Origin of the sequence: Mesorhizobium sp. M0496 (assembly GCF_040321205.1) — a bacterium.
In the GTDB taxonomy this organism is placed as follows: domain Bacteria; phylum Pseudomonadota; class Alphaproteobacteria; order Rhizobiales; family Rhizobiaceae; genus Mesorhizobium.
Genome location: NZ_JAMYRC010000081.1, coordinates 1 through 10,818 on the forward strand (window position 1 = coordinate 1; position 10,818 = coordinate 10,818).

Below are 10,818 nucleotides of genomic sequence, written 5' to 3' on the forward strand. Positions count from 1 at the left end.
CCATGATCGCGGAGGCTCCGAAGAAGGAGTCGGCTGGCGGCGGCATGCCTGGCGGCATGGGCGGCGGCGGCATGGGCGGCATGGGCGGCATGGATTTCTAATCCACGCTTCCATCAGCTTTCAGCTACGGAAAGGGCGCCGAAAGGCGCCCTTTTTGTTTTTGAGGTCGAACGGCTCAAGCTTGGAGGCCAATCTAGATGGCGGCATCCGCTCGCTGCCGTACCTCGCCAGCCAGCACCGCGGCTTCGATCAGCGCCGCGACCTCGTCGGCCACCGCCTGCAGCGGGGCGCGGTCGCGGGTGGCGCGGGCGATCACCATCAGCCCTTCCAGCGACGATTCGACCAGCAGCGCCAAAGCATGCGCGCGGCGCTCGGGCACCCCTGCCCTGACGAAGGCGTCCCGCAGCAGGCCTATCCACTGTTCGAAGGCCGAGCGGCACAAATCCGCCAGTTCCGGCACGTCGGTCGGCGCATCCAGCACGACAGGCGCGATCGGACATCCGAGCGAAAACTGGTTGTCCTCCAGCATGCGCCCCACCGACTGGTAGATATGATGGACGGCCACCGCTGGATCCTTTTCGGTAGCCAGCGCTTCGCCCAGCCTTTCCGTCACGTCGGCAACGCTGGCGCGCGTCACTTCGATGACAAGCTGGTCCTTACCACCGGGAAAATGGAAGTAGAGCGAACCGCGTGGCGCGCCGCTGGCGCTCAATATGTCGTTGAGCGAGGTGCCATGGTAGCCACGTTGCCGCAGCAGCAGCCCCGTCGTCTCGAGTATGCGGGTACGGGTGTCGTTCGCCATGTCAACCTCTGTCAGCAGCGAGCATTATAGGCCTTGCGTCGAATATGACAATCGGTCTACATAATATGTAGATCAGTCTATATATTCGAGGCACCCGAATGCAAACCTATCGACTTGAAGGATTCGGCGGAACCGAATGCCTGGTGATGCGCGATGAGGCGCGGCCCGAGCCAAAACCGCATGAGGTCGTGGTGCGCGTTCGCGCCACCTCACTCAACCGGCGCGACACGATGATCCTCAACGGCACCTATCCGCTGCAGCCGCGTCAAGGCGTCGTTCCGTTGAGCGACGGGGCCGGTGAAGTCGTCGCCATCGCTGCAGGATGCGAAAGGCGGATCGATTCAGCTGCCGGCGGCACTCTACCAGCGCAGCCTCGCCACCATCAGCCGCCTCTTCGTCGGCAACCGAACCAATCTCGAAGCCATGCTGCGCGCTGTCTCGCAGCACCGCCTGCGGCCCGTCATCGACAAGGTCTTTGCCTTCACCGAGGCCGGCGATGCCTACCGCTATTTCCAGCAGGGCGACGTCTTCGGGAAGGTGGTCGTCGACGGCGCCTGACCCATCGATTCCTCAAACCAAGGGAGAACGACAATGACAATTCGTGAAGCATCGGCCGAGTGGCAAGGGACGCTGAAAGGGGGCTCGGGCAGGCTGAGGCTTGGCAGCGGCGTCTTCGAAGGCGCCTACTCCTTCCCGTCGCGTTTCGAGAACGGTCCGGGCACCAACCCGGAAGAGCTGATCGCCGCAGCGCATGCCGGCTGCTTCTCGATGGCCCTGAGTGCCATACTGGGCACAGCCGGTCATATCCCGACAGGCATCCGCACCATCGCCAAGGTGCATCTCGGCGCAACCGCCGCCGGGCCGACGATCACCCGCATCGAGATTGAGACGCAAGCCGAGATTCCGGGCCTTGCCCCGGTTGAATTCCAGAAACTCGCAGAGACGGCGAAAACAGCATGCCTTGTCTCGCGCGCGCTGGCCGGCGTGGCAAACATCGCGCTCAAGGCCGAACTCGTCGCGACCGATCATTGAAAGGAAGGAGCAATGCAATGACACAGGAAGTCATCATCGACCACGCCACGGCTCGGCGCTCCGCCGAAACGGCCGAGATCATGCGTCGCTTCAACGACGTGTTCCAGCGCCACGACCCGTCGGCGCTGGACGGACTGGTGGCGGAAGACTGCGTGATCGAGAACACTACGCCGGCGCCGGACGGTGCCCGCCACGCCGGCAAGGCCGCCTGCATCGAACTGTGGTCGGCGATCGCGACCGGACCCGGCACGCGCTTCGACCTCGAAGAAACCTTCGTCGCTGGCGACCGGGCGACGATCAGCTGGCGCTACTGCATGGCAGACGGCAACTCGCTGCGTGGCGTCAATTTGATGCGTGTGGCGGCCGGCCGCATCGTCGAGGCCAAGGGTTATGTGAAGGGGTAGCGCCGGCAGGCGCTACCGATCCGCCAGCGCAAGCTTGGCACCGAAGGTGCGGCGCAACAGGTCGGCGCCATGCGTCGGCAAGCCTCCGCTAATCCAATTGGCGCACGAGGACGCCCGACCACAGCCATATGAGTTACTCCTAAGACATTTCAGCCTGTGCTAGAATCCAGCACGACCGCCATTCGACGATCGAGAAGACCATTAGGGAGGACTCGTGTGATGAACATCAGAACCGCCTGCCTTGGAGCACTCGCATTGGCTGTCTTCAGCGGCACGGCGCTTGCCGGGGCGCTCGACTCGCCCAAGATGATGGAACCGTTCTTCACCGATTCTAGCATGAAGACGATGAAATCCGACGATGAAATGAAGGCCGCTTGGGCAGCGATGTCCAAGGACGATCAGGCCATGATGATGAAGGAATGCCAGGACGCCGCGATGAGCAAACCATACGCACCGTTCTGCGAAAAACTGAAGGCTCTCGGCGGCGCCAACAAGTGATTGTCCCCGCCCGAGGTTGAAGAGCAGATGAAGGCGGGCCCTTAATGCATGTCGCCCAAAAGTGATCTCGGTTTTGGGAGAACGACATGCATAAAAACAAAGACCTAAAGCGGGTCGCCTGAATCCGTTCAGACGCGACACGCTTTAGGCTCACCTTCTGGCCGTCTGGGCAGGGATTTTGCGCAGAGACGACAGGACCCGCGAGCCGGTTTCTACCGGTCGGCGAGCGCCAGCTTTGCACCGAGCATGACGAAGGCGCCGGCGAAGGTTCGGCGCATCCAGGTCAGCACCATTGGCCGCGACACGACATGGCTGCGGATCGAGGCTGCAAAGATGCCGTAGCCGACGAAAACCACAAAGGTCAAAAGCATGAAGACGGAGCTGAGCTCCAGCATCTTCGACAGCGCGTTGGGCTCGGTGGTGCTGACGAATTGCGGCAGGAAGGCGAAGAAGAAGATCGACAGTTTTGGGTTGAGCACGTTGACGAGGATGCCAGTGGCAATCACCTTGCCGGTCGAGCGCGGCGTCACATCCTGTTCGACGCTCAGGCCACCCTTTTCCTTCAGCGTGTTCCAGGCCATGTAGAGCAGGTAGGCGACGCCGAGATATTTCAGCGTCTCGAAGGCGAGCGCACTGGTGTGCAGCAGCGCCGCAAGGCCGGTGATAGCGGCGGCCATATGCGGGATGATGCCGAGCGTGCAGCCGAAGGCGGCGATGATCGAGGCCCGCGCGCCGCGCGAAAGGCCGGCGCTCAGCGTGTAGAGAACGCCGGTGCCGGGCGAAGCCACGACGATCAGCGACGTCAACAGAAATTCGATGCTCATGAAATCCTCCGCTGCCCTGCCCCGCGCGGAAGATATCGGGACGGACAATGGCGCACAAGCGGCGGTGAGCTTAATCTCCCCCTTGTGAGAGATTGGCCGTTACACCGGCAATCCGTGTGCCCGGCGCGCCATCAGGCAATCGTCGTCACCAGGCATGCAGGCACGGCAGACATCCGGGCGGACGTCATAGATGCCGCAAGCGGTCGACTTGCCGATCTCGCCACACAGCGCCGAGCAGCGCACGCCCTCGCAACGCATGCCGGACAGATTGGCCGCTACATATTTTTCCGGGATGCGGTCGAGCTGCGCGTCGTCCTCGGTGGAAAAGCGCGGCCACTCGGCCGAGTAGGAACAGCAGGCACCGCAGCTCTGGCAGTCGAACAGAGCAGCGGTGCCGCGTTGCGACAAAAGGCTTGCAGCGGCCACCAGGGCAGACAGCCCTGCTGCAGCAGGATTGCGATCGGCGTCTTGCGGCAAGGCGCTATTTCTTCTTTGTCTTGCCCTTGGGCGAATCCGTCGGCGACTTGAAGAGATCGGTCGAGGTCTCGGCGCCGCTGCCGGCTTTCGGCGCGGCGACCGGCTTGGCCGGTTTCGCGGCGGCGGCCGGAGCTGCCGGCTGGTCCTTGGCGGAGAATTTTATGGCCATGTCAGTCCTCGTCGGCGAAACGCGATGATGGTGCGCGCGGATTGCGCAGGCGGCCGATCAGCGCCGAAACCGCCGTGATGTTCATTTCCTCGGGCGACCAGTTTTTCACCGCTTCGATGTGATGCGGCGCCAGTTCGCGATGGGTGCTGCCGCTATAGGCTGCATCCTGATACGTCACCCGCTCATGGGTCTTGGCGTCTTCGCGGACATATTCGATCAAATAGTTCGGGCATTCGGCGCGACCGCGCACGCCGAGACGCACCTGTGCATCGCCGTGGGCGCGTTTGCAGCGCTCCAGCTTTTCCAGCACCCGGCGCACATATTCGACCGGTTTGTTGAGGCCATCGACCACGTCGGCGATGGTCGAGTCGGCGGCGATCAGTTTCGGAGGCACGCGCTTGGTGGCCATTAGCGTCTTCCGGCCCGTTTCGGCAAAGCGGCGAGCGCTGCGGCCGCTGCCAGCTCGTCGGCTTCCTTTTCCAGGCGCAATTCGCGCAGGCGCGCGGTCTTGGCTTCTCGCGCCTCGCTGACGGCGTCGCGCTCGGAATTGATGCGGTTAAGCGACATCGACTGGGTTTGCGTCTTGCTGAACAGCGATACGGCCTGATCGACGGCTGTCTTTGAACTGGTGGTGGTCAAAATCTTTCTCCTGTCAGGAGCCTGTGCCGATACTCCAGGACCGAGACTTCGGTCGGAGGCACGCACAAAGCAATACGGCAGCGTATTCAAGTTGCTGGAGCGTCCCTTAGCACGTCCAGGCCGACGCGCAGCGCACTTTCGGCGGCTAGACCCGCAAAATGAAAAAGGCCAGGCACCGCCTGACCTTCCGTAAAAGGCGCCGCGCAACCAGGTGACATCCAAAAGGATGCACGGGGGATGCACGGGAACGCCCTTCTCATGCGCATGACATACCGCGGAAACTCAGGTCTCCACCGCCATACGCCCGAATTCGCCACTCACCGGTGCCAGTACATCCGTGGCCACCGGGAGCGCTGAATTCTGTTTTCAGGCCGCCTTCAACTGGTCGGCGGACATCTTGCCCGACTTGTTGTCGCGGACCATCTCGTAGCCGAGCTTCTGGCCCTCGACGATGTCGCGCATACCGGCGCGCTCTACGGCCGAGATGTGGACAAAAACGTCGGCCGAGCCGTCGTCAGGCTGAATAAAACCAAAACCTTTGGTGGCGTTGAACCATTTAACTGTGCCGGTGCTCATGACGAACCCTTTCCATGGCAAATATTCGTTCGACGTCATGCGGATGCACGACGTCGTTTGTCCCGATTTTTGATGTGGGAAGTTCGTCAAAGGCGCGCTCGAAAGCGCGGATAACAAAAGTCAGTCAAACAAATATCGACGAAATGCTTGTAGGCTTCTTTTGGCGAGCTGTCAAATCTGCATGGACCATGCCTGCGGCAAACCGCCGGCATGACGGGCGGACAGGAACGCCAGGGCAGCGCCTGCTGCCGCCAACTCGAAAGAATCTGCGGCATCAAAAAATTTTTGCGCATCCGGGAACCATCTGCGCAAAGGTGCATTTATTAGCTGTCGTCGGCAGTTCATGAGAGCAATCGAAGAACGGCTGATGGCAAAGACGCCCCCCGCGTAATAACAAGCGCGAGGGGCGTTTTATTTTGGCGCTCACAACACCACGCTCATCCGCGGCGGGCTCTTGCCAGGGCCGGACGGCACGCCGGACAACGAGTGACGCGACAGCCGGAATGTCCCTCACGCTCCAGGCCCTCATTCGTCCGGGCCAGGCTCGGGCCATGTCTCCCTGGCCGCTTCGGCATACCAATCACGCATCGCCGGCGTGGAAAGCACAGCGTCGACATAGGCTCGCGTATCGGGCGCCAGCGTGCCGCCATAGGTGTCGAAACGGGTGACGACCGGTGCATACATGGCGTCAGCGGCGGTGAAATGGCCAAACAGGAACGGACCGCCCTTGCCGTATTTTTCCCGGCACTCGCGCCACAACGCCTCGATGCGCTCGCGTTGCGCCTCGCCTTCGGCGTCGAGCGGATTGTGGCCCTTCGGCCTACGCAAATTCATCGGCCAGCCATAGCGGACCTCGCGAAAGCCGGAATGCATCTCGGTCGCCACCGAGCGCGCCAGCGCACGAGCATCGATGTCGGCCGGCCAGAGATTTTTGTCCGGAAACAGGTCAGCCAGATATTCAAGGATGGCAAGGGTTTCCCAGACGATTTTGCCATTGTGATTCAAGACCGGCACCTGGCCGGTCGGCGATACTTTCGCCAGATTGGCAAAGGTCTCAGGCGTGCGCAGCCGCACGAAACCCTCCTCGAACGGGATTTCCAGATGCCTCATTGCCACCCATGGCCGTAGCGACCATGAGGAAAAGCATTTGTTGCCGATGAAGAGCGTGAATTCAGCCATTTTTCTCCCCCAACGCACGATCACCTGCAATCCCTTTGGTCGGCGCTTGGTCACAGCCTAACTCGCCAAACTTGCCTCAGGAGGCGGCAGCGCGACCTGATCTGCTGCCCGGGCGACGCCTGGAACCTAACCGACGCCGGCTCGTTAGCCTCCCGCGGATGGTTCCTCCGAATTCGAAACTCCCAGGAGATGCGGAAAATGGTGAACAAGGATCAGGTCGCCGGCGTTGCCAAGCAGGTCAAGGGCTTGGTCAAGGAAGCCGCCGGCAAGGCAACCGGCAACAGGCGGACCCAGGCTGAAGGCACGGCCGACAAGATCGCCGGCAAGGTGCAGAAGGCCTATGGCGATGTGAAGGACAAGGTCAAGAAGGCGCTCTGATCCGACATCGAGAAACGCTCTGTTTGTCGGGAAGGCGGTCGCGAGAGCCGCCCTTTTCATGTGCTCCAGCCCTTGCTGAAAGCATTGGTGAAGGCGACCTCGCCATGATCACCGGTAGCCTCGCCCAGCACCACGTCCATGCCGTCGCTGGTTACCCTGGCCAGCGCGAAACCTCCCATATAGGCAGCCTTCGGCTTGAACAGATCGAGCCCATCCCTGCGATAGACCAGCGGCGTATCATGCTGGTGGCCATGGAAAATGCCGACGACATTGTAGCCCTTGAGCGCCGCCAGCAGCGCCTGCCGGTCGGCCTCGCCCCACCAGTGCGGTGCACCGGTACCGTCATCGTCGTAGTGCCTTTTGGCGGCATCCCAGCGTTCTATCGAAAAAGTGTCCCAGCCATAGTGCTGGAACAGGATGACCGGGCGGCCATCCGCCGCATAGGTCGCCAGATCCTGCTTCAGCCATGGCAGGCTGGAGTCGGCGCCGTGGCCGGTATCGCCGGTGAAACGATGCGTCTGGATCAGATGCAGGCCGCCCCAGTCCCAGGAATAGCAGTCGGTGTCGATATCATAGTCGGTGGCCGGCACCGGCGGCTTGAAGAAGACGCCGGCGCGATGATTGACCTCGACATAGTCGCGCAATTCGCGCCGGTACCAGTCGACATGGTGCGGCGGCCCGTTCTGGTCGAGATCATGGTTGCCGAGCCCGACATAGACGGGCATGTGCACGCGATCGGGGCCGACGCCCTGCTGGTAGCGCTGGCTGAACTGGAGCAGCTGGGTGCCCTCGCTCGGCTGGGTGATCTGCCCGCCGCCGTCGTCGGTGATGTCCCCACCGACAACGAGGCCGAGCGGCGCGCCGATGCGGCTGCCCGCCGAGCGAAGGCCGGTGGCGACGCCATTGATTTCGGTCGGCCAATCCTTGTCCTCGAGGGCATTCAGCGCCGCAACATTGCGCAGCAGCGCAGCGTCGGTCTTGCCTTCCTGCAGGCAGTTGGGGCTCAAGCCACTCGCCATGCGGCAGGCATGGACATCGGCGATGAACAGGAAGGTGGCGTCGATGGACTGGACGCGCTGGCCGGTCTGGCTGAATGCCGGGCGCGACAATGCGCCGGCCACGGCAAATCCTGCCATCTGCTTCAGCAGGCTGCGTCGGGAAAACAATCCAGGCGAACGGCGATTCATCATGAGGTGAATTTCAGCATGGAGAGCGGCCGGCCGTCCAGCGCCTCTCCTTGCCGCCGTGCCATCGACATGGTGCCATGGATCTGGCATTTCTACCCTTCAGGAACCAGGCTGCCGAGGCGGCGACGCAGGCGCAAGTTCCGAAGGCTATGAGATGAAAGCCGCCGGCGCAGCAGCTAGAGCCGGGGCGCCAAGTCAAAGCGGCGCGTTATCGCTGTGACATCAAAGGGTTTTCGGTCGCAGCAGTACCCTGCGGCGTCGCCTGGCCGCCAATCCGCCCTGCGATGGCGACGGCGCGCTGCACTCCAGCCCCGCCAGACAATCCCGCAGCAGGCTCGCATCCTGCGCCGTCTTGGCCATCGACATCGCGCCGGAATAGGCGGCGACCGCCAGCGCGGCAAAGCGCTCGGGATCCGTGCCCTCATCCTTGCCCGCCTGCTGGTCGGCTCGCAGCTTGTCGGAAATCGCCTGGCGCCACCCGGCAAAAATACCGGCAAGGGCAAGGCGGAAATCGGGATCGGCAAGGGACAGCTCGTGCGCCAGATTGTTGAGCGGGCAGCCGCGCACGAAACCCTGCTGCTCCAGTTCCGCCGCCACGGCCTCGAACACCGCGCGCACGCCTTCGCGCGCTGACGCCGCCGCCAGCACCGGCGCGATCCATGTCTCTTCGACCGCTGCCGCAACGCGCTCGTCGATCACCGCCAGCGCGAGCGCCTTCTTTGTCGGGAAATGGTGATGCAGCGCGCCACCGCTGACGCCCGCCGCCGCCATCAGGTCGCCGATGCTAGAGGCATGATAGCCGCGCGCCTGGAACGCGTCCTCGGCGACATCGAGCACTTTCTTGCGCATGCCTTCAGGATCGTTGATGCGTTTGCGTGGGCGCGATTTTGGTCGAACGGTCATCTCTGCTGACATTGCCGGACTCTAGCATATTGACAAAACAGGACAACCGGTCTGTTTATAAACAGGATGATCACCCTGTTTTGAGGAGAGTCGGATGAACATGCCCCTGAATGCCACGCCGAAACCCGTGGTCCTCGCCTCGCCTGTCGTCGAATTGAGGCAGTACACGCTGAAGCCCGGACAGCGCGACACGCTCATCGACATCTTCGACGGCAGGCTGATCGAGGGTCAGGAGGACGCCGGCATGACCATCATCGGCCAGTTCCGGGATCTCGATCGCCCGGACATGTTCGTCTGGATGCGCGGCTTCGATGGCATGGTCGCGCGGAAAAATGCTCTCGCCGCCTTTTATGGCGGGCCGGTCTGGGCGGCGCACAGCCATGCGGCCAACGCGACAATGATCGATTCCGACGATGTGCTGCTGCTAAAGCCTGCGTGGCCGGGCGCCGGCTTCGACCTCGCGGGCGCGCAGCGGCCAAGTCTGGCCATTGACGAAAAGCCAATTCAAAACAGGCCGCTGACTGGCATCGTTGTCATCCAGATTCATCATCTGCAGCCCGGTGCAGAGGCTGATTTCGCCAGCCGCTTCAAGGCTGAAACAGCGCCCCTGATGATGGCGTCTGGAGCAAACCTGCTCGCCGCTTTTGTTACCGAGCATGCCGAAAACAGTTTTCCGCGCCTGCCGGTACGGGCAAACGAAAACGTCTTCATTTCCGTCGCCGGCTTCGACAGCGCCGACGCGCATGCCCGCCACAGTGCCGCCCTCGCTGCCTCGCCGGCATGGCAGGCTGCGCAGCTCGGTCTGACCAAACCAACGGAGATTTTGCGGCTGTCACCCACATCGCAATCGCTGGTCGGGCGTTAGGCCTCAAACGCCTTGACGATGGCTTTCGCAACCAGGGCCGGGCGACACAAGGATCTCATCGGCGGGCTGGTGGTCCTGGCCGGCACGTTGAAGCCCGATTTCGCTCCGGATCATCCGCTGGTCGCCGGCGTTCAGGTCTTGCGCGACCCGATATTGCCGGCCGATCCGTTCTATGCCTGGTGGCATGCCTGCCGGCCCGGCGTGCCAACAGCCTTTCTCGCCGGCCTGGCGAAAGACGAACAGGCGGTCCGCCAGGTCAAGGATTATGTCGCCGGGCGGCTGGCCCTGCGGGAGCTTGCGACCGCCGGCGCGCAAACCGGCCTCGGCTGGCCTGCGCCGGCAGCGGTCGAAGTTCATACTGTGGGATAGGCCGACAAAATCGCTGGCCTTCGAGCTTGGCCCGCGCGGCATCCGCGTCAACGCCATCGCTCCCGGCACGGTCGACACCGCCATGCGGCGCAAGACAGTCGACAATTTGCCGGCCGAGGCGAAGGCGGAGCTGAAGGCCTATGTCGAGCGCAGCTATCCGCTCGGCAGAATCGGCCGCCCCGACGATCTGGCCGGCATCGCGGTCTATCTGGCCAGCGAAGAGGCCGCCTGGACCAGCGGTGGTATTTTTTCGATCGACGGTGGGTATGCGGCGGGGTGAGCTGCTTTTCTCCCCCCTTGAGGGGGAGATGTCGCCAAAGGCGACAGAAGGGGTCGGTTCGACGGGACGCGACCTCCTATCGCCGCGGAGGAGGCTGGCGCTCCACGTGAGGCGACCCCCCCTCTGGCCTGCCGGCCATCTCCCCCTCAAGGGCAGGGCTATCGCATATGAGTAAAGAGCTGGAAGAGGAAGTCTCTGTTCCATCTGGCTCTTCGCATCTTGCTGGCGATGGGTTT

Annotated in this window: 19 protein-coding genes; 9 read left to right on the top strand and 10 right to left on the bottom strand. The window is 62.6% G+C overall.

All coding sequences use genetic code 11. The features are described from left to right. Positions 1 to 193: 193 nt before the first annotated feature. Complete coding sequence (locus tag NKI73_RS32830) at positions 194 to 802, bottom strand: TetR/AcrR family transcriptional regulator (RefSeq protein WP_352636119.1); 609 nt, start codon at positions 800 to 802, stop codon at positions 194 to 196. Between the two features lie 297 nt (positions 803 to 1,099). Here NKI73_RS32830 and NKI73_RS32835 point away from each other — a divergent pair, with 297 nt between their 5' ends. From NKI73_RS32835 to NKI73_RS32850, 4 genes are all read left to right on the top strand, one after another. After that, positions 1,100 to 1,360, top strand: a complete 261-nt coding sequence (locus tag NKI73_RS32835) for a zinc-binding dehydrogenase (protein ID WP_352636121.1) — start codon at positions 1,100 to 1,102, stop codon at positions 1,358 to 1,360. 33 nt (positions 1,361 to 1,393) lie between these two features. After that, positions 1,394 to 1,834 carry an OsmC family protein gene (locus NKI73_RS32840; protein WP_352636123.1) on the top strand — a complete coding sequence of 147 codons (441 nt, stop codon included), beginning with the start codon at positions 1,394 to 1,396 and terminating at the stop codon, positions 1,832 to 1,834. A gap of 17 nt (positions 1,835 to 1,851) precedes the next feature. Next, complete coding sequence (locus NKI73_RS32845) at positions 1,852 to 2,238, top strand: nuclear transport factor 2 family protein (RefSeq protein ID WP_352636125.1); 387 nt, start codon at positions 1,852 to 1,854, stop codon at positions 2,236 to 2,238. 219 nt (positions 2,239 to 2,457) lie between these two features. Continuing rightward, positions 2,458 to 2,736 (top strand): hypothetical protein, encoded by a 279-nt coding sequence (locus NKI73_RS32850; protein WP_352636127.1) that lies wholly within the window; start codon positions 2,458 to 2,460, stop codon positions 2,734 to 2,736. A gap of 212 nt (positions 2,737 to 2,948) precedes the next feature. On the opposite strand, the gene NKI73_RS32855 is transcribed toward NKI73_RS32850, so the two are convergent. From NKI73_RS32855 to NKI73_RS32880, 6 genes are all read right to left on the bottom strand, one after another. Beyond that, positions 2,949 to 3,560, bottom strand: a complete 612-nt coding sequence (locus NKI73_RS32855) for a LysE family translocator (RefSeq protein ID WP_352636129.1) — start codon at positions 3,558 to 3,560, stop codon at positions 2,949 to 2,951. Positions 3,561 to 3,659: 99 nt separating this feature from the next. After that, positions 3,660 to 4,037, bottom strand: a complete 378-nt coding sequence (locus NKI73_RS32860) for a YkgJ family cysteine cluster protein (RefSeq protein WP_352636131.1) — start codon at positions 4,035 to 4,037, stop codon at positions 3,660 to 3,662. A gap of 4 nt (positions 4,038 to 4,041) precedes the next feature. Then, positions 4,042 to 4,206, bottom strand: a complete 165-nt coding sequence (locus NKI73_RS32865) for a hypothetical protein (protein WP_352636133.1) — start codon at positions 4,204 to 4,206, stop codon at positions 4,042 to 4,044. Between the two features lies 1 nt (position 4,207). Beyond that, positions 4,208 to 4,615, bottom strand: a complete 408-nt coding sequence (locus NKI73_RS32870) for a hypothetical protein (protein WP_352636135.1) — start codon at positions 4,613 to 4,615, stop codon at positions 4,208 to 4,210. Continuing rightward, a complete protein-coding gene (locus NKI73_RS32875) occupies positions 4,615 to 4,845 on the bottom strand; it encodes a hypothetical protein (protein ID WP_352636153.1) in 231 nt (76 codons plus the stop codon). Before NKI73_RS32875 ends, NKI73_RS32870 begins: the two co-directional genes overlap by 1 nt. Positions 4,846 to 5,211: 366 nt before the next feature. Further along, positions 5,212 to 5,421, bottom strand: a complete 210-nt coding sequence (locus NKI73_RS32880; protein WP_010915421.1) for a cold-shock protein — start codon at positions 5,419 to 5,421, stop codon at positions 5,212 to 5,214. A 14-nt stretch (positions 5,422 to 5,435) separates the two neighbouring features. Between NKI73_RS32880 and NKI73_RS32885 the strand changes: the two genes are divergently transcribed. Continuing rightward, positions 5,436 to 5,768, top strand: coding sequence for a hypothetical protein (locus NKI73_RS32885; RefSeq protein ID WP_352636137.1), 333 nt, complete (start codon positions 5,436 to 5,438; stop codon positions 5,766 to 5,768). Between the two features lie 178 nt (positions 5,769 to 5,946). On the opposite strand, the gene NKI73_RS32890 is transcribed toward NKI73_RS32885, so the two are convergent. Further along, positions 5,947 to 6,600, bottom strand: a complete 654-nt coding sequence (locus NKI73_RS32890; RefSeq protein ID WP_352636139.1) for a glutathione S-transferase family protein — start codon at positions 6,598 to 6,600, stop codon at positions 5,947 to 5,949. Between the two features lie 189 nt (positions 6,601 to 6,789). Here NKI73_RS32890 and NKI73_RS32895 point away from each other — a divergent pair, with 189 nt between their 5' ends. After that, a complete protein-coding gene (locus NKI73_RS32895) occupies positions 6,790 to 6,978 on the top strand; it encodes a CsbD family protein (protein WP_352636141.1) in 189 nt (62 codons plus the stop codon). A gap of 56 nt (positions 6,979 to 7,034) precedes the next feature. Here NKI73_RS32895 and NKI73_RS32900 read toward each other — a convergent pair whose 3' ends face one another. Together NKI73_RS32900 and NKI73_RS32905 are read right to left on the bottom strand one after the other, a co-directional pair. Beyond that, complete coding sequence (locus tag NKI73_RS32900; protein ID WP_352636143.1) at positions 7,035 to 8,168, bottom strand: metallophosphoesterase; 1,134 nt, start codon at positions 8,166 to 8,168, stop codon at positions 7,035 to 7,037. Positions 8,169 to 8,387: 219 nt separating this feature from the next. Next, complete coding sequence (locus NKI73_RS32905; RefSeq protein ID WP_352636145.1) at positions 8,388 to 9,068, bottom strand: TetR/AcrR family transcriptional regulator; 681 nt, start codon at positions 9,066 to 9,068, stop codon at positions 8,388 to 8,390. Between the two features lie 94 nt (positions 9,069 to 9,162). Between NKI73_RS32905 and NKI73_RS32910 the strand changes: the two genes are divergently transcribed. From NKI73_RS32910 to NKI73_RS32920, 3 genes are read left to right on the top strand one after another with little or no spacing between them, the layout of a single operon-like run. Beyond that, on the top strand, positions 9,163 to 9,933 hold the full coding sequence (locus tag NKI73_RS32910; RefSeq protein ID WP_352636147.1) for an NIPSNAP family protein: 771 nt from the start codon (positions 9,163 to 9,165) through the stop codon (positions 9,931 to 9,933). A gap of 18 nt (positions 9,934 to 9,951) precedes the next feature. Next, complete coding sequence (locus NKI73_RS32915) at positions 9,952 to 10,302, top strand: hypothetical protein (RefSeq protein WP_352636149.1); 351 nt, start codon at positions 9,952 to 9,954, stop codon at positions 10,300 to 10,302. Beyond that, a complete protein-coding gene (locus NKI73_RS32920; protein ID WP_352636151.1) occupies positions 10,229 to 10,582 on the top strand; it encodes an SDR family NAD(P)-dependent oxidoreductase in 354 nt (117 codons plus the stop codon). The genes NKI73_RS32915 and NKI73_RS32920 overlap by 74 nt, the downstream gene beginning before the upstream one ends. The last annotated feature ends 236 nt before the right edge of the window (positions 10,583 to 10,818 follow it).